This is a genomic window from Pseudoalteromonas maris, from assembly GCF_049257235.1.
Lineage (GTDB): Bacteria > Pseudomonadota > Gammaproteobacteria > Enterobacterales > Alteromonadaceae > Pseudoalteromonas.
In genome coordinates, this window is record NZ_JBMMUF010000002.1 from 307305 (window position 1) to 326882 (window position 19578).

At 44.8% G+C, this 19578-nt stretch carries 14 protein-coding genes; 12 read left to right on the forward strand and 2 right to left on the reverse strand.

The genetic code is table 11. From position 1 onward, the window contains the following. Positions 1-21 precede the first annotated feature (21 nt). From gap to AAEU32_RS04420, 8 genes are all read left to right on the forward strand, one after another. Positions 22-1026, forward strand: coding sequence for a type I glyceraldehyde-3-phosphate dehydrogenase (gap, locus tag AAEU32_RS04385; protein WP_421969305.1), 1005 nt, complete (start codon positions 22-24; stop codon positions 1024-1026). Positions 1027-1259: 233 nt separating this feature from the next. Beyond that, a complete protein-coding gene (locus AAEU32_RS04390) occupies positions 1260-2954 on the forward strand; it encodes a sensor histidine kinase (protein WP_421969306.1) in 1695 nt (564 codons plus the stop codon). 58 nt (positions 2955-3012) lie between these two features. Then, entirely contained in the window at positions 3013-3369 is a 357-nt protein-coding gene (locus AAEU32_RS04395) for a metalloregulator ArsR/SmtB family transcription factor (protein WP_421969415.1), read from the forward strand. 11 nt (positions 3370-3380) lie between these two features. After that, entirely contained in the window at positions 3381-4385 is a 1005-nt protein-coding gene (locus tag AAEU32_RS04400; protein WP_421969307.1) for an ArsJ-associated glyceraldehyde-3-phosphate dehydrogenase, read from the forward strand. Between the two features lie 8 nt (positions 4386-4393). Next, entirely contained in the window at positions 4394-5590 is a 1197-nt protein-coding gene (arsJ, locus tag AAEU32_RS04405) for an organoarsenical effux MFS transporter ArsJ (protein WP_421969308.1), read from the forward strand. 71 nt (positions 5591-5661) lie between these two features. Beyond that, positions 5662-6342: a signal peptidase I gene (lepB, locus tag AAEU32_RS04410; RefSeq protein WP_421969309.1), complete on the forward strand. Its 681-nt coding sequence runs from the start codon at positions 5662-5664 to the stop codon at positions 6340-6342. 28 nt (positions 6343-6370) lie between these two features. Next, positions 6371-7063, forward strand: coding sequence for an aspartate/glutamate racemase family protein (locus AAEU32_RS04415; protein ID WP_421969310.1), 693 nt, complete (start codon positions 6371-6373; stop codon positions 7061-7063). A gap of 344 nt (positions 7064-7407) precedes the next feature. Then, positions 7408-7767, forward strand: a complete 360-nt coding sequence (locus AAEU32_RS04420; protein ID WP_421969311.1) for a group I truncated hemoglobin — start codon at positions 7408-7410, stop codon at positions 7765-7767. Between the two features lie 65 nt (positions 7768-7832). Here AAEU32_RS04420 and AAEU32_RS04425 read toward each other — a convergent pair whose 3' ends face one another. Continuing rightward, positions 7833-8414: a TetR/AcrR family transcriptional regulator gene (locus AAEU32_RS04425; protein WP_421969312.1), complete on the reverse strand. Its 582-nt coding sequence runs from the start codon at positions 8412-8414 to the stop codon at positions 7833-7835. Positions 8415-8544: 130 nt separating this feature from the next. On the opposite strand from AAEU32_RS04425, the gene AAEU32_RS04430 reads away from it, so the two are divergent. Further along, positions 8545-9588 carry an alkene reductase gene (locus AAEU32_RS04430; protein WP_421969313.1) on the forward strand — a complete coding sequence of 348 codons (1044 nt, stop codon included), beginning with the start codon at positions 8545-8547 and terminating at the stop codon, positions 9586-9588. Positions 9589-9971: 383 nt separating this feature from the next. Here AAEU32_RS04430 and AAEU32_RS04435 read toward each other — a convergent pair whose 3' ends face one another. After that, positions 9972-10511, reverse strand: coding sequence for a DUF6795 domain-containing protein (locus AAEU32_RS04435; protein WP_421969314.1), 540 nt, complete (start codon positions 10509-10511; stop codon positions 9972-9974). 409 nt (positions 10512-10920) lie between these two features. On the opposite strand from AAEU32_RS04435, the gene recC reads away from it, so the two are divergent. From recC to recD, 3 genes are read left to right on the forward strand one after another with little or no spacing between them, the layout of a single operon-like run. Further along, positions 10921-14184: an exodeoxyribonuclease V subunit gamma gene (gene recC / locus AAEU32_RS04440; protein ID WP_421969315.1), complete on the forward strand. Its 3264-nt coding sequence runs from the start codon at positions 10921-10923 to the stop codon at positions 14182-14184. Beyond that, a complete protein-coding gene (gene recB, locus AAEU32_RS04445; RefSeq protein WP_421969316.1) occupies positions 14171-17749 on the forward strand; it encodes an exodeoxyribonuclease V subunit beta in 3579 nt (1192 codons plus the stop codon). The genes recC and recB overlap by 14 nt, the downstream gene beginning before the upstream one ends. Further along, on the forward strand, positions 17742-19574 hold the full coding sequence (recD, locus tag AAEU32_RS04450) for an exodeoxyribonuclease V subunit alpha (protein ID WP_421969317.1): 1833 nt from the start codon (positions 17742-17744) through the stop codon (positions 19572-19574). The genes recB and recD overlap by 8 nt, the downstream gene beginning before the upstream one ends. Positions 19575-19578 lie beyond the last annotated feature (4 nt).

A 19578-nucleotide genomic window follows, 5' to 3' on the forward strand; every position in this document is an offset into this window, starting at 1 on the left:
TAACGAATGGGGAAAATGAAGATGATCAAAGTAGCAATCAATGGGTATGGCCGCATCGGTCGCAATACGTTACGCGCGCTTTATGAATCAGGTCAAAACAACGAAATCCAAGTTGTTGCAATTAACGACCTAGCGCCAGCCAACGTGAATGCGCACCTTACACAATTTGACTCAGTGCATGGTCAGTTTTCGCAAAAGGTGAGCCTTAAAGATGATGTTATGCTAATTGGCTCTGATGAAATTAAACTGGTGCAAGAGCGCGATCCGGCGAATCTTCCATGGGCTGAATTAGGTGTAGACATTGTTCTTGAATGTACCGGCTTGTTCACATCTCGCGAGAGCGCAGGCAAACACCTTGAAGCAGGTGCAAAAAAGGTAATCGTTTCAGCACCTGGTACTGATATGGACGCCACCGTTGTTCACGGTGTGAATGACGATGTACTAGACGCACAAAGTACCATCATTTCAAACGCATCGTGTACAACGAACTGTTTAGCGCCGGTTGCTAAAGCGCTCAACGATGCTATTGGTATCGAACAAGGTAGTATGACAACCATTCATGCGTACACGAATGACCAGAATTTGTCTGATGTATATCACTCAGATTTATATCGTGCTCGTAGTGCGACTCAATCTATGATCCCGACAAAAACCGGTGCAGCAAAGGCGGTTGGCCTAGTGCTTCCAGAACTAGCAGGTAAGTTAGACGGTATGGCGGTTCGCGTACCGACTATCAACGTATCACTTGTTGATTTAACCTTTATTGCAAAGCGTGATACCACTGCTGAAGAAGTGAATGAAGTGGTCAAAGCTGCGGCTGAAGGTGCTATGTCAGCAGTACTTGATTACAATGAATTGCCATTGGTATCAATCGACTTTAACCACAACCCAGCGTCTTCGGTGTTTGACTCAACGCAAACAAAGGTGGATGGTAAGCTTGTCAAGGTAATGGCTTGGTATGACAATGAATGGGGTTTCTCAAACCGTATGCTTGACCAAGTGAAAAACTTGGCAAAATACCTGTAAAACCATTGTTGTTGTAAAAAGCCGCTTTTAAGCGGCTTTTTTGCGTTTAAACATGATCATCTATTGCTTTGTAACTGATACCAACTATTCTTTTAGGTACAGATGAAATAGGGTTTAGCACCTTGAATTTAAGACGATTTGTTTTTTGGGTAACAGGGACTTCTGTCGTCATTGTCCTCAGCTTATTAATAGCAACAACATACGTGTATTTTAGCTTGGGAACGCTAACAAAAATGCAGGCGCGTGTGCATGAGCATCAACGTGCCATTGATAAGCTGGTTATTTACAAAAATGAACTGCTCAGTAACCGCGATGCGGCTTCTGTGTCGACGCTTGAGCAACAAATTGCATCCTACTGGCAATATCAAATCCAACTGGATAATGAATCTACCAGCGCAGAGGAGAAGCTGCTGGTGACTGATCTTAAGAATAATCTTGGCACTTACATCACCCAACTCAACTCTCTAATAGAAGCAATCAAGACGCTCGGCCTTAATGAAAACAGTGGCCTCAGAGGCGAGTTTCGCTCGCAAATACACCGTTTAAGAACGTTGGCTGCGAAGGAGCAAAATCAAGAATTAGTGGTGCAAATTTTGGAAATGCGCCGTCGTGAAAAAGACTATTTGCTGCGATTTGATGACACCTATCTCGATTTGCATCGCCAGCATTTTGATAACATTCTCGTGTTGGTCAAAGAGCAAAACGTAGAAAATGCCGCAATCTTAGTTAATAAATACGGACAAATATTTTCAGATGTCGTTGCTTTGTACAACCGTTTAGGCACCACACCAAATGAAGGGTTACGTGCTCAATTGTCTGAGCAAGAGGCAAAAATAGAGCTGAGCTTACAGCGTTTTTCTCAAGGATTTACACAAAGTCGCGTGGATGAGGCCTTATTGGCCAATGCCTTGGTACTCACACTCGTTGCTACTGTGGCAATCATGTTGTTGTTTTTCTTGCACCTCGTTAGCAAGCGCACCGCACAGTCATTATCAAAATTGCACGAGCAAATTGCGCGCGTTATGCACGAAGAAGATTTTTCATTTCGTACCGCACTGCATGGCGATGACGAAATATCGCGATTGGGCAGAGACATAGACTCACTCTTTGCGTTTATCGATGAGTTATTACAGCGCTTAGGTGAAGCGCAAGATAAGCTCATTGAGGAGGCGAAAATGGCCAGTTTGGGGAGTATGGTAAGTGGTTTTGCCCACGAACTGAATACACCCATTGGCGTCGCCATTACCAGCCAATCCGTACTAAAAGATCAATTCTCACTACTTAAACATGACTTTCAAGCAGGAAAATTGCGTAAACATACCCTCAGTAATCTCATTGCCAATGCTGAGCGCTCGTTGGTGTTATTAGAGAGTAATTTAAATCGCAGTGCACAACTTATTGAGCACTTTAAAATGATTGCAGATTTTAAAGAGTATAATCAAATCACGACATTTGCGGTCAAAGATCATATTCAGAGTATTTTGATGACATTCACCAATGATATACGCCAAGAGGATACCAACATTGCACTGGATATCGACGATGACTTACAGATCAGTGCGTCAGTAAGCGCGTTTTCGCAAGTGGTCAGTTGCTGTGTACGTAACTGTCTGCATCATGCCCGAGTGGCTGGGCAAGTATTGAACATTGTGATTCGTGTAACCGTGCAAAGTAATGATATTCACATCTTTATTGATGATAATGGCCCGGGTTTAGATGAGCAGTTAAAGGCCAGAGCCTACGAGCCATTTATGACAACCAAGCGAGGAGAGGGCAGTAAAGGTTTGGGTTTAACCATTGTGTATAACCTAGTTCGTAACGCCCTAAAAGGGCAAATAACATTGCACAACCTTGAACCTCAGGGTTTGCGAGTGCACATCACGTTTACGCCAGCAAAAGCGATAGAAGCCCAGATTCGTATAGGCTAACCGCTATATTCGATATTGCATATATAACCAACTCGACGTAGCATAGTGTATATTCGAAATTCCATATGTAACAAGCGTGCCTTTATTTAAAGCCCTGAGCGATGATACCCGTCTACAAATATGTTTGCTGATAGCACACGAGCAAGAACTGTGCGTGTGTGAATTTGTGAGTGCACTTCAGTTAAGCCAACCTAAGATTTCACGTCATTTGGCTGTGCTCAAAGATGCACAAATTGTCAGTACTCGCAAAGACAGACAATGGGTTTTTTATCGCCTCAATAACGCCATGCCACAGTGGCATATGGACATTATCAATACAACTGCATTGAACAATCAGCAGTTATTAGAGTCCGCATTGGTGCGATTGAACAAAATGGGCGCGCGGCCAAGCCGACAAGCGTCTTGTTGTAATTAAGGAGATAAGTGATGGCAATTAAAGTGGGTATTAATGGCTTTGGCCGCATGGGACGTTTGATCATGCGCGCAGCATTTGATTGGCCAGAATTAGAAATCGTTCATATTAACGACCCGGCGGGTGATGCGAAAACATTGGCTCATTTGCTCGAATTCGACTCAGTGCACGGACGTTGGCATCATAGCTGTGATGCTAGTGAGCAAGGCATGACAGTAAACGATGTATTTATTAGCTGCTCAGCAAACAAAGCAATCAATGAGACTGATTGGTCGGGGTGCGACATTGTTGTCGAAGCGTCAGGTAAAATGAAAGAGCGTGTATTGCTAGAGCAATATCTTGCACAAGGCGTAAAAAAGGTGGTAGTGACCGCACCTGTAAAAGAAGAAGGGGTGTTAAACATCGTTATGGGGGTTAATGACGACCTGTACGATAGCAATGTTCATAACCTAGTTACAGCAGCATCATGCACCACTAATTGCTTAGCGCCTGTAGTGAAGGTGTTACAAGAGAAAATAGGTATCAAGCATGGCTCTATGACCACCATCCATGACATTACCAATACACAAACCATTATTGACGCTCCACATAAGGATTTACGCCGTGCGCGTGCATGCGGCATGAGCTTGATACCGACTACAACGGGATCTGCAACCGCTATTACTCATATTTTCCCTGAGCTCAAAGGCAAGCTAAATGGTCATGCTGTGCGCGTACCTCTGGCAAATGCTTCAATCACCGATTGTGTTTTTGAGTTAGCGCGATCTACCACAGAGGATGAACTTAATGCTTGGTTTAAAGAAGCAGCACAAGGTGCTCTAAAAGGTATCTTGGGCTATGAGGAAAAGCCTTTGGTATCTATTGATTATCGTACCGACCCACGTTCATGCATCGTTGACGCATTATCAACAATGGTTGTAAACGGCACGCAGGCAAAAATGTATCTGTGGTATGACAATGAATGGGGTTATGCCAACCGCAGTGCTGAGCTGGTGTTAAAAGTAGCTAAGTCACTATAGGTACACACATGTCATCATCGCCGTTAAAGCAATATGGTGTGATCACCGCCAACTACTGGGCATTTACACTCAGTGATGGCGCTTTACGTATGTTGGTGGTGTTGTATTTCTACCAACTAGGTTACACACCGCTGGCTATTGCCATGCTGTTTTTGTTTTATGAGTTTTTTGGTGTTGTCACAAACCTTGTCGGTGGCTGGCTAGGGGCGCGTATTGGCCTCAATCGCACTATGCAAATGGGTATGTTGATGCAGCTTATCGCTCTGGGCATGCTGCTGGTGGATAAATCCATGCTCAGTGTGCCCTGGGTCATGGCGGCACAAGCGTTAAGCGGCATCGCAAAAGATCTCAATAAAATGAGTGCCAAAAGTGCCATTAAAACGGTGGTAAGCGACCAGCAGCAAGGGCGGTTGTACAAATGGATTGCCCTGCTAACCGGTTCCAAAAATGCGCTAAAAGGTATTGGCTATTTCCTCGGCGGCGCATTGTTGGCGCTTTGGGGTTTTGACGGGGCGATTATTGCACTGATGGCTGTAGTCGCTGCTGGATTTATCTTTAGCGCCTTGTTGCTAACACAGGACTTAGGGCGAAGTAAATACAAGCCAAAATTTAAAGATGTATTTTCCAAGAGTGAAGCACTAAACCGCTTGTCGCTTGCACGATTATTACTCTTTGCCTCTCGCGATGTGTGGTTTGTTGTCGCATTACCTGTGTTTTTTATTTCAGCATTGGGTTGGCAACACGAGCAGGTGGGGGGATTTATGGCGCTGTGGATCATCGGCTATGGCATTGTTCAAAGCCTTGCACCCCGCTTGGGCTTAAAAAAGGGGGACGATGTATTCAAGCATGCAATTACGCTTAGTGGCGCACTTGCTGTCACCACGGCCGTCCTCATTCTTTGCTATGTGTATTTTGGTAACAGTATTGCGACGCAAAATATCATCTTAGTCAGTGGTTTGTTGCTTTTTGGCGTGGTGTTTGCGCTCAATTCCTCACTGCACAGCTATCTTGTTGTGCATTTGGCAGACCGCGACAGTGTATCGATGGATGTTGGTTTTTATTACATGGCTAATGCTAGCGGCAGGCTTGTGGGCACAGTGTTATCCGGCTGGTTGTATCAGCAAAATGGATTGGTGGCGTGTTTAGTGTGCGCCCTAATAATGCAAGTGTTAACGTGGTGGGTGTCACGCCGACTGGTCGCCTAGTCATAATTGCTTACAACTGCCGTCGAACTAATTAACTCATAGCATGTTCCAAGGAAAAAAAGGAGCGAGCTATGACATATAAGTTTCATAAAATTAGACAATTTATGCACACTACATTAAAGGCCAATTGGGGAATTATTCTCACCATGGCCTTTATTTTTTCGATGCGCAGTTCTTTTGCCGATTGGTACACCGTACCTTCTGGCTCAATGTTACCTACTGTCGAGATTGGGGATCAAATCACCGTCGATAAAATGGCTTATGACGCCAAAATCCCTTTCACTGATCATACAGTTGCTCGACTGGCAGAACCACAACGCGGTGATATCATCGTCTTTGAGTCACAAGCAGCAGACAATCGCTTGCTAAAGCGTATTGTGGCGGTGCCAGGTGACACCATCAGCATGAGTAATGAGAGGGTGTTCATTAACGGCGAACCACTCAAATATGTAATAAAAAGCACCAGCGACGATGCGTTTTTGCTGCATGAGCAGCTTGGCGACATTAACCACTTAGTTCGTATCGATAAAACGCGCTCAGCACATCTAGCAAATCTACATACTGTAACAATTCCAGCCGATCATTACTTTGTGATGGGGGATAACCGCCGAAACAGTGCCGATTCTCGCGTTTATGGGCTTGTACCTCGCTCTGAGATCAAAGGAAAGGCACATTGGGTGGCATTTTCTCTAGACTACGACAATTATTATTTACCTAAGGGTAATCGGTTTGCACATAACCTATACCAATAATGAAAGTACGGGCAATCTAGGAAAAATCATGAAGAAAATAGGCATCATCGGCGGTATGAGTTGGCAAAGCACACAGACTTACTACAAGGCAATCAACGAGGGAGTGAATGACCATCTTGGCGGTTTGCATAGTGCCGAATTGTTAATGTATAGCGTTGATTTTGCCCCGATTGAGCAATTACAGCATAACCATCAATGGCCGCAGTTGGCGAATAAGCTCTCGCACGCAGCGCAAAGTCTAGAGCGAGCAGGTGCTGACTGCATCGTCATAGCCACCAATACGATGCACAAAGTAGCCGACGTGATGCAGGAGAATATTTCCATTCCTATCATCCATATCGCTGATGCTGTTGCAGTGAAGCTAAAGCAAAAAGGCATTGATACGGTTGGGTTGTTAGGGACAGCCTTTACAATGGAGCAAGACTTTTACCGTCAGCGTTTACAAGACAAACATGGAATAAAGGTGTTGATACCCGATGCCCCTCATCGCACGTGTATCCATGAGGTAATATACAAAGAGCTATGCCATGGTCATGTGTATCCAGACTCCCATTTGGCATTTATGCGTATTATCAATGAGCTTCACTTCAGCGGAGCACAAGGGATCATTTTAGGGTGTACAGAAATTGGTTTGCTGGTAAGTCAGTCTGATACAGATATTGCCTTGTTCGATACCACTTTTATCCATGCACAAGCGGCTGTGGAATTCGCTTTGTCTTAGTTTTTTGGCGATAACTATACGGCGGAAATTAATGGTTTGAGTGATTCTTTGCAGTGGGAGCGCTCTTCTATTTCTCATCTACGGCTTTATACCAATTGAATTAAATAATTGATCTTCCTAGCGGGCTAAATAGCCTGCTCACTGTGTTATAATTTTTCTATGTAGAATAACTACATACGAAAAATTATGCCTTGCTATCACGCTATTTATCCAGCGCTATCCTAGCTCACTTTTCTAATGCAATTGGTATTATCTAGAATACGACTACACCTTGAAATCGAAATAAGCTCAGACTCAAGTTGAGCTATGCTTAAAGAGATTCAAACCACACGAGGTGTACCGCAATGGACACAAGTTTATTTGAGCGCTTAGGTGGTGAGCAGGGGATCCGCAGTATCTCGAATGATGTAGTCGAATTACATCGACAAAACCCTGTTATAAAAGCGCGCTTTGCTAATAGTGATGTCGTCACATTAAAAGATACTGTTGCCAAGTTTTTCATAACTGGTAGCGGTGGCCCTCAGGTCTATGAGGGAAAAGATATGCGAACGGCACATCAAAATATGAATATCAACGATAATGAATACATGGCTGCCGTCGATGATGTGATGCAAGCACTTGATAATCACAATGTTGGCGATAAAGAAAAAGCCGAAGTGCTGTATATATTTTACAGCCTCAGGCCTGAGGTGGTACACGTCTGAGTTGTTGTATTTGGCTAACTTGAATGTTCCACGTATAGCGCTATCTACTTGGTAGCGCTTTTTCTTTATGATTTTATAGACAATAAAAGCTGATCGCCCATTGCTTTGAGAATTGCTTTATCCTGATGTGTATAGGCATATGTGCGTAAACCGTACAATCCAAGACTAACAAACCGAGCCAGGGTGAGGGGGCAGTCATCTCTTATACCTTCACCTTGTTTTTGCGCGTTCATAATGTGTAGTGCAAGTTGCTGTTCAATGTGCTGCAAGTTTTCACTTAACATCGCCTTGATTTGGGGATCGTGATTACCCATTTCGTTGAGAGATTGTGTCAGCAAACAGACTTTGGCGCAGGAATCGTCCAAGCATTGTGCAACTACCGAATCGATTAACGCTTTGAGGCTATTTAGCACAGGTGTCTTATCATCGAACAATGCCATAAATTCTTTACGCTTTTGCGTTTGATAGTAATTTATCGCTTCGACAAAGAGCCCTTTTTTACTGCCAAACGCGCAATAAATTGAACCAGGATGGAGTCCCGTCGCGCTGGTGAGTTTTTGCATACTTGACTTTGCATAGCCATGTTCCATGAATGTTTGCATCGCATTGTGAAGAACCTCAGAGCGGTCAAACTCGGTACTGCGCATAGTAGTTACATCAAATAATCAAAGAGGAATAAGATAGTACCATTGTTTTGTTTAAATATCTTGAACGATCATTCAATAAAGGGTAGTTTGTTGCCTAATTTAAGACAAGATCCATCTAAGAGAGTTTTCTATGCAAGATATTTTGTTTACCCCATACCCTTTATCAGATGATGTTGAACTCAAGAACCGCATCATGATGGCACCATTAACCCGATGCATGGCAAGCGATGAGTTAGTTCCTACTCAGGCCATGGTGGAATATTATGAACGTCGTGCAGATGCGGGTTTAATTATCAGCGAAGCGACAATTATTCGCCCTGACGCACAGGGCTACCCTAATGTACCGGGGATATTCACTCAGGCGCAAATTGAAGGCTGGCGTAAAGTGACAGACGCGGTACACGCGAAAGGGGGCAAAATGTTCTGCCAATTATGGCATGTTGGCCGCGTAGCACACCCACATTTTTTTGGCGGTGAAGTCGTAGGTGCGAGCGCCATTGGGCTGCAAGGTACAGTGCCGCGTATGCGTGAGTTAACTTACCAAGTACCTAAGGCGCTGTCGACAGAGGAAATTGCTCAAGTCGTTGCTGATTATGCTAAAGCTGCAGAAAATGCAATAGAGGCAGGGTTTGATGGTGTCGAAATCCATGGTGCGAATGGTTATCTTATTGACCAATTTTTGCACCACAGTGCGAACCAACGTACTGATGAATACGGTGGCACTGCACAAAATCGCGCGCGTTTCGCACTCGAGGTTGTTGATGCCGTATCACAACGTATTGGCGCGGGTCGCACTGCATTAAGAGTATCGCCGGGGGCATACTTCTTGTTAGAACCAGGTGATGAGCAAGATACACACACATTCGACTATTTATTGAATGAGTTGAATAAACGCACCTTGGCTTATTTACACTTAGGCATTTTCGATGATGCAATGGAGTTCGATTACCTCGGTGGTAAAGCGTCAGCTTATTTGCGTGAGCGCTACCAAGGACATTTGGTCGGTGTGGGTAGCTACACACCAGAGCAAGGAGCGCAAGCAATTGCTGATAAGCGTTTTGACATAGTAGCGATTGGTCGCCCATTTATCGCTAACCCAGATTTAGTTAGCAAACTAAAAGCGGGTCAACAACTGACTGCATATTCAGAAGAAATGCTGCAACAGCTTTATTAACTTGTTGCTGTTGCTGGGTGTCATTAAATTGCAACGTTGTGAAATTAAATGAGGGCGTATTGACCTTTGAAGTTTGAATTTTGTTTAAATCAAAGGCTTTCAATGCTAGGAATGGGTCATGGTGCATAGTGAACTATGTTCATGGCCCATGACAACGCAGTGTACGCCTTTGGTTGAACCCTTTGGGCAGCGCCATTGGCGTATTTTCACTGCGTTATCGCCTGACTTACATAGAATGACTATGCGACGCAGGCTCTGCCTTGCCAAAATGCCCCAATGACTGCTGCAAAACCAAACAACAAAGATCAACACGCCCTAATTCTATGAAATACATGCAACACTGCATTGTCTTCTCATTGGATATCCATTGTCATATTGGCCACTCAACTGAGTGGCTTTTTTTTGTCGTCGCTTATTTCGCAAATAGAATACACGCTAATGGGAATTCGTGGTCGATATCTGTCGTTGATATTGATCTCGCGCTCGGGCGAGCGTAAATCACACTCAAGATTAGCAACCGCTTTTTGAATAACATAATTGTCAATTTCATGGTCAATTGCCGTATACCAAAGCACATACTGTTGCCCTTGATAGCGTACGCTGATGTCTTGCCACAACCGAGCATTTGACTGACCAATAAGGGCTTCACTACTGACATATTCATTAAAAGAAAACTCACCGCGGTAGTTTGTTCTGGCATGAGAGATAAACTTTGTCTCGCCTATGGATAAGGTTCGAGTGATTTCAATGTTGGCTAACTGTCGCTCGCCAACAAAGAGGCTACCTGTGACTTTGGGGCTTAACGTTTGTTCATCCTGTTGTGTTGTAAACAGGTTGAAGGGAATATCTGAGTTATTGCTAAGCAGTGCTATCGGTGCCGATAGTGTGGCCGCACACGCGAGGGTGATAAGTGAAGAACGCATCCTTGTTCCTTGTATTAATCTAATCCATGATAAACGCGAGATTACCCTATAAGTGTAATGTCGCAAACCAAGAGTATAGTCTAGGGCGTGGTGATCTTTGAAGTATGAATTTTGTTCAAATCAAAGGCTTTCAATGCTAGGAATGGGTCATGGTGCATAGTGAACTATGGTCATGGCCCATGACAACGCAGAGCAAGTCAATGGTTGAACCCTCTGGGCAACGCCATTGGGGTATTTTGTCTGCGTTATCACCTGACTTCCATAGAATCACTATGCGACGCAAATTGTGCCTTGCCAAAACACTCCAATGACTGCTGCAAAAAACAAACAGCAAAGATCAGCACGCCCTAGTGTCTAGATATAAAATTGCGTACACTGGACTTTTCTCATTGATTTCGCAAAATTTTACATGCTGCACATAATACAATCAAATCGCATGGAAATCTTGAGCGCACAGTTGTGTGCCGTATTGGCCAATCCGAGCAGTGATGACATTTTTGCTAAAGAACTTGTGTTAGTCCACTCTCCGGGCATGTCGCAGTGGCTCAAATTAGAGCTAACAAAAACACTGGGCGTATGTGCACAAGTCGACTTTCCATTACCTTCAAGTTTTATTTGGTCATTGTATCAACAGAGTTTGCCTGATGTGCCCGAAGAATCTGCTTTCAACAAGCCGAACATGGCATGGAAGCTCTTTGAAATCCTCCCTGCTAAGCTCGGTGAAAGCAATTATGAGGCACTTGCGAAGTATTTAGCCGATGATGAAGACGGTGCTAAGCGTTTTGCCTTGTGTGAAAAAATAGCAGACGTGTTTGACCATTACTTGATGTACCGTCCACATTGGCTACACACATGGCAACAAGGAATTGATGAACTTGATGAGGTCGATATCTCTCATGCACCTTGGCAAAGTGATTTATGGCGCACGTTGGTGCTGCGCGTACAAGAGTTGAATCAAAGTCCATATCACCGCGCTAATATGCATCAAGGATTGCTTGATGCACTCGCCAAAGGCTCAGTGAACTTACCGCCGAGAATTTGCCTATTTGGTATTTCCGCATTAGCGCAAACTCAGCTTGAGATCATTAATGCTATTGCACAGCATACCGAAGTGTTAATTTTTCTCTTTAATCCCAGTGAACACTATTGGGGGGATTTGGTCGATGAGAAGACCTTGGCAAAAATCAACAGCCGCTACAAGGTTAAGCCTCATCTAGACGCACTAGCAAATGAGGCGCACTACTACATTGTCGGTAATCCGCTGTTAGCCTCATGGGGGAAACTAGGACGGGATTATTTAGAGCAGCTGATTGAACTTGATGCAAAGTGGTTAGATGGCTTCGATAATGAGTTTTCAAACAATTTACTAGGCCATTTGCAACAAGAAGTCTACGACTTAGCATTTAAAGGACAATCATTGAGTGAAGACAATCACTGGTTTGTCAGCGACGAGGGAAAAATACCCTTGTCAAAAGACGATGCATCGTTTCGTATTGCCAATTGCCACACGCAATTGCGTGAAGTAGAGAGTTTGCACGACCATTTGCTTCGGGAATTCGCACAAGATTCGAGCTTAACTCCCAAAGATATTATCGTCATGATGCCTGATGTGGGCCAATACAGTGCCTTTATAGAGGCTGTTTTCGGTGGCGCCAAAGGCGCAAGGCATATCCCCTATGCGATTGCCGATTTATCCATCGCCCAAGAGCGTCCTTTGCTCAATGCACTTTTAACCTTGGCGCAGCTGCCATTTAGTCGCTTTGGCGTCAGTGAATTAGTTGATTTACTGCACATTGAAGCCATTAGCGCGCAGTTTGAACTATCTGAAAACGAATTGATGCAATGCCAAGTGTGGCTTGAACAGGTTGGCGTCAAGTGGGGCATAGATGGTGAGCATAAAGCACAATTTAACCTGCCAACGCTTGAGCTCAATACGTGGGAGCTCGGCTTAAAACGGCTCTTGTTGGGCATTGCAACAACAGATGAACCGTTTGCAGGTATTTATCCTGCCAATGCAGTAGAAGGCATGGCCACGCAGATTCTTAGTAAACTACTGAGTTTCATACAGGCGATGGTAGCAGTGCGCACTTCTTTAGTTGATGATGCGAATGTATCACTCAAGGTGCAGGTTATGCGTGATGCCGTGGAGCGTGTGTTTGCCACTAATGCACTTAATGCGAATGATTTGGCACTGATAGATAAGCTGCTAAGCAATATTGAAAAGCACTTTGACAATGGCGATTATCAAGGCCCTATATCACAGCGAGTGTTTGCTAATTTATTACTGCAAGGTGTTCAAGATAAGGGCGTTGGACAACGCTTTTTAATGGGACAAGTAAATTTCTGTACCCTGATGCCGATGCGTGCCGTGCCGTTTAAGAAAGTGTGTATTTTGGGCTTAAACGATGCTGACTACCCTCGCAATGTGCAACCCATTGGTTTTGACTTAGTGTCATACAGCACGCGTAAAAAAGGCGACCGTTCACGACGACTTGATGACCGCTATTTATTTTTAGAAGCATTGTTAAGCGCCAGACAGAGTGTCTATTTGAGTTACATCGGCCGATCAAGCCGCGACAATAGTGAGCGTATGCCTTCGGTGCTAGTGAGTGAGTTGTGTGAATACCTAGACCGTTGCTTTGAGATTGACGGGCACAAGTGTCTGGTGAGTCAGCATTTCACAGATTTTCATCATCTGCAGCCATTTCACCCACAGTACTACGAAGCGGGTGGAAAATGGCAAAGTTTCAATCCGATATGGGCATTGCCAGAGCCCGATGCACAGCCGAGTCAACAACACCAACACGACCTTATTAACGACGTGCCAACGTTGATTGAACTTGAAGCGCTGCTCAAAAGCGCCACGCGACCTCAGCATTATTTTTATCAACAGATACTGGGTGTCAGGCTCGAGGAAGTGGGGGATATCATCGATGATAACGAGCATTTTGATATGGACCCATTGGCGCGTTATCAACTACTTGATGAGTTACTGAAGTCTCAGGTTCATAATCACAAGGTAGACGATGAAGCAATATTGCAGCGTGGTGTGTTGCCTCAAGGCGTATTGGCCAATCTTACACTTGGGCAATTAAAGGAGCGTGTTGAGCCATTGGCTAACCAAGTTAGAATGCGCATTGCAGGACAAACTCAAAGTCTTGTTGAAGTCGATACGCAGTTAAATGGATTTAATATACAAGGATGGCTTGGCCATGTTTATGACTCGCAACAAATATTCTATCGCAGCGCGAGTATCAAACCCAAAGACCGTATTAACGGTTTTATTTGCCACTTATTGGCACAAATCATGGGCAATAACGTCACCACGTATGTAATGGGCCTAGATGAGCAAGTGAGCTTTGCGCCCGTGAGTGTGGATGCGGCAAAAGAAATGGTGTCGCCATGGTTACAACTGTACCAGCAGGCACATCAACAAAGCCCCACATTTTTTCCTGTGAGTGGTTGGGAGTGGGTAAAAACACAAGATATGAATAAAGCAAACGTGAAATTTGTGGGCAGTCCCTATGTTGGTGTTGCAGAGCGAACCGATCCCTACATAAGTGCCGACTACCAAGACTTATTTACCTGTGAACAGGCATTTTGTGATTGGTCTTCACAGCTATTAAAACCCATATTTGAGCATGGTCAGGAGCAAAAGTATGCAGATTCTTGACCCGTTAACGCTTCCCCTTGCTGGTCAGCAACTCATTGAGGCCAGTGCGGGAACTGGTAAAACATACACGATTACAGGTTTGTATTTACGTTATTTGCTCGGCCTTTACCAAGGAGCCAATGGTGAGCAAGGAGAACCCTTGAGTGTCGAGCAAATTTTAGTGGTCACCTTCACCGAAGCAGCAACCAGTGAAATAAAAGACAGGGTTCGCGCGCGAATTACTATCGCTAAAGATACCTTATTGGGCAAACATACGGAGGATGAATTAGTCAATTCTCTACTTGCCCAAGTGGCTGAGCCACAGCAGGCGTTTAATTTGCTTGATGTTGCTGCCAAGTCACTGGATGAGAGTGCCATTTATACCATTCATGGTTTTTGCCAGCGGATGTTAAAGCAACATGCATTCGAATCTAATATGGCGTTCAACCTGCAATTCATTTTGGATGAAAGAGAATTGTATGAGCAAGCCGTATTCGATTTTTGGCGACAGTTTGTCTATGGATTGTCTGCTCAACAAGCGCAAGCAGTATTGGCGCATTATTCATCACCCTTTAGCTTACTGAAACTACTCAGTCCACTGATCAGCAAAGAGCAACTGATCATTGAGCCTCAGGTTCAAGACCCCAACGCACAGTTGCTCAACTTATGGCAGCAACAACAAGCGTACCTCGATGCGCTCCCACAGTTTAAGCAGGCCCTGCTAGATGGGGATTTCTTCGCACAATTAGATGCAAGTGACATTAAAGGTACTGCCAAGCCAAAACATAAAGCAAATGTCAGTGGTTTGCAGGCATTTTGCCAATCAGATGCCGTCATGCTTGAGTTGGGCAAAGCTGGGCACTCGTATTCATTGTGGTCGTCGCATAGCTTAAGTGATGCGGCTATTTACAAAAAAAATGGCACTGTGTTTGAGCATGCGATGGTACCCCAGTTTGAGCACATGGCGCGCTTGAGTGAATCATTTGGGGCGCACTTTGCGCACGTGATTTTACATCTCGCTCTAGCCAGTGTGCGCAGGCACATTGAGCGCAATAAAAAGCGCCAAGCGTTGATCAGTCCTGATGATCTATTGCGGGGGTTATATTGCGCCCTTAAAGACGATCAACAAGGGGTGTTATGTGCGCAAATTCGTAGCCAGTACCCAGTGGCAATGATTGATGAGTTCCAAGATACGGACCCAATCCAATACGGCATTTTTAATACCCTCTATACCCCTAAAGAGGGTCAATTTTCGGGATTAACCATGATAGGTGATCCGAAACAGGCAATTTATGGTTTCCGTGGTGCCGATATTTTTACCTACATTGATGCGAAACATCAGTTAGGCAACGAGCAGTTGTATACCTTAGGGAAAAATTATCGTTCCAGTAGCGAACTTGTTCAATGCGTTAATGATCTCTTTGCGTCACATCCAAATAGCTTTATTTTCAATAAGGAAATTCCCTTTATAGAAGTTGCAGCCCAAGGCAAAGCGAAGCAGTTATGTTTAGATGACGCGCCTCTACCAGCTATGGAGTTGCAATGGTTTGGTGATGACAATGAGGTGCTCTCTAAAGATCTTGGTCATCAAGGTTTGGCATCTGCCTATGCTAAACGCATTCACTACTTACTCGCAATGGCGCAGCAAGGGCGATTAACTTTGGCAGAGCAGCCCCCAAGTGCAGGGGATTTCTGTGTGCTTGTCAGAGATCGCAATGAAGCCGCGTTAATGAAAAAAGCACTCGGCGAGGTTGGTGTAGCCAGTGTGTATCTGGCTCGCGACAGCGTGTTCAAACAGCCCATAGCAGCGCACTTATATCGCTTACTGTGCGTATTACATGGCCCTTATGATGAGCGCTTGTTGCGCGGTATGCTCAGAGGACCGTTTTACAATTACAGCGCGCAACGTATTTTGGCTTTGAGTGACGACCAACATGCGTGGCAAGCACTCCTTAATGATTTTGCTCAGTTGCGTAAACTTTGGTACAGCGAAGGGGCGCTGGCGATGCTTGAGCATGTACTATGGAATAATGCATTACCCACGCTTTGGCGCAACTCAGGGTGGGATGTTGAGCGCGCGCTTACGGATTACCGTCATTTATGTGAAATTTTGCAACATAAACAACTCGAGCTCGATGGTACTGCGAGACTATTAAACTACTTTCATCAACAGTTGGCGGCACAAAGCAGTGATTCAGATAGCGCGCAATTGCGCCTAGAAACAGACGCTAACTTGGTACAAATCGTCACTATGCATGCCTCCAAGGGCTTAGAGTACCCCATCGTGTTTATGCCCTTTGCCCTGAGTTTTAGACCAAGTTCGCTGGCTTATTATCACGACAAATCACAATTTTATTTGGACTTGGCGCAAAGTGAGCAGAGCATGGAGCGCGCAGAGCAAGAGCGTTTAGCAGAAGATTTACGACTGTTATATGTAGCCTTAACGCGCGGTATTTACCATGTATCACTGGGGTTATATAGCGTTGGCCAACGTAACCGCTCTGCTATGAATGACTGTGCGCTTGGTTATTTACTGTTTGGCGCTGACCAACACTGTGAAGCAAGTAATTTCTTTTCTCGATTGCAGCAACGCTTTGCTGCTAATCAAGGTGTGAGAGTGTGTTTGAGTGAACAAACGCCTTGCTCTGAGGGCGTCTTGTTAGGCATTGAGCGTGCTCACGCTGAAGTGGCACAACAACAGGCCACTATTGAGCGCAATTGGCGGGCAACAAGCTTTAGCGCATTAAGCTATAAACATCATGATTCAAGTGCCATGAACCTCAGCGGTGCTGACGATGAAGATCATAGAATCGAGCAATATTTAAATGTTGCTAATGATACACGCAGCGAGCAGCTCACGGCGTATGACTTTCCAAAAGGTCCCGGGCCGGGTAGCTGTTTGCACGACATTTTGGAGCAAATTTCATTCTCTGGAGTAGCACAGCAAGATGCGCAGGCGATGGCACACCTTAGTGATGTTATCGAGGCGAGTCTCGAAAAATATGCATTGGATGAAAAGTGGCAGCCATTACTCGAGCAGTGGATGGTCGATATAGTTCGCTGTCCATTAAGCGAGTCAGGTTTAAGTCTAGGCGCACTGGACAGCAAAGATTGCCTGGTAGAAATGGAATTTCACGTACCGATAGAGCAATTGGATGCGCCTACTTTCAATAATGCTATGTTGCGTATATTTAGCCATGATTTTGCGCTCGATTTTGAGCGTGTCAAAGGGGTTTTGAAAGGTTTTATTGACTTAATTTTTTGCTATCAAGGGCGATACTACGTACTTGATTACAAATCAAATTACCTAGGTGATAGCGCGACTGACTATAACTTTGATGCGCTCACTCATGCGATGAATTCACACAGCTACCATGTTCAAGGGGCGATTTACATGGTGGCACTGCATCGTTTGCTCAAAGCGCGTATGCCTAATTACAACCCCCAGCAGCACTTGGGATCAATGGTGTATACCTTTTTACGGGCAATGGGAGAGGGGCAAGGTGTGTATCATCGCACGTTTAGCGCTGATGAAATAATTGCTTTAGACGGCTTGTTTGCGCAAGGAGCACGTGGTGATGATTGAGACCTTAATCTCACAAAAAAAAGTACGTAAAGTGGATGTTGAGCTCGCCAAATTGCTGACGGGTGAAGAGCAGGGAGACGGCTTTTACCTCATCTTGCTGTTACTCAGTGCCATGAACAATCAGCATACTTGCCTAGAACTAAACACCATAGATTGGCAAAACCCATTTGCGATTGACCCGCGCAGTGAGCAGATGGTGACATTTTCTGCGAATTTTGAGTTGAATCAGGTGCTAAAAAACTTACCTTGCGTTGGTGCGCGACAGCCTGTGCGAGTTGTTGATAGCCGCTTATACCTTGCTCGTTATGATGATTATGAAGCTAATCTTGCACAACGTTTTGCGCAGTTAAGCCAAGAGCCAGTGCATATTGATGAGCAACGACTTACTGCGTTATTAGCGCATTATTTTGATAGTGACACACACACCACGGGCGCACCTAACTGGCAGAAAGTAGCCTGTGCTACGGCCGCGACACACAAGTTTAGTGTGATCACAGGGGGCCCAGGAACGGGGAAAACAACGACCGTCACTCGGTTATTAGCAATTTTGCAGTCACTGTACGAGAATGCGCCGTTACATATTGAATTAGTCGCCCCCACAGGGAAAGCTGCAGCGAGATTGAGCGAGTCAATCATGGGCGCGAAAGGGAGCTTAACCCACACCAGTGAGCAGGTGTTATCCTTGATCCCAGAACAAGCTCAAACGCTGCACCGTTTATTGGGGACCGTGCCTTACTCAAATAATTTTAGGCATGATGCCAATAATCCTATTCACGCTGACTTAGTGATAGTGGATGAAGCCTCGATGATTGATATTGGCTTGATGTCTAAGCTGGTGGATGCGCTTGCGCCGCACACGCGATTAATTTTATTGGGGGATAAAGATCAGCTTAGCTCTGTGGACACTGGCAACATAATGGCTGATTTATGCAGTCAATGTGAGCTTGGGGTCTTGCCTCATTACAGCGATACTTGGGCACAAAAACTCGCACAGTACTGTTTAGAAAATCGCTATCACAGCGGCGAAGAAACTCACTATTTGCTGCGTGATAACGTTGCCTTTTTACAACACAGTTATCGCTTCGACGGTCTCAGTGGTATCGGCCGTTTAGCCTATGCCGTCAATCGTGGCGAGCAACGCCAGGTTAAGGAAATATTGCGCCAGCACCATGACGATGTGAGTTACTTTCCCTTGGAAGAGGGCTTTTACAGTGACCTTATCAATCGCGCAGCTGAGCATTACAGCGCCTATTTGCAATATGCTCAAGAGGGTATGGATGCCATAGCAGTTCATCACGCATTCGCTCAATACCAATTGTTGGGCGCGTTGCGCGAAGGTCCTTTTGGTGTTGAGCAACTCAACCAACGTATAGAGTATTGCCTTGCGCAAAAAGGGCTTATTGATATTGGCAGTAAGTTTTATATGGGCATGCCTATTATGATCACGCAAAACGATTATCAACTACGCTTATTCAATGGTGATATCGGCATTCTATTGCATGATGAACAAGGAGCACTTAAGGCCATGTTTGTGGGTAGTGATGGAGATATTCGCGCGTTTTATCCCGGGCGTTTACCGCAGTTCGACAAAGTATTTGCGATGACGATTCATAAATCTCAGGGCTCTGAGTTTGCACACACAGCAATGGTATTACCGCCTCTTGGAAGAGGTGGGCATAATCTTAATCGTCAATTGGTGTACACCGGCATTACTCGTGCGAAAAAGCATATTGAAATCATTAGTGATACCCGCACCTTAGATTACGCAATTGAACAACCTATAAAGCGTGCATCGGGTTTATATCAGCGGCTAACTTTGGGATAACACA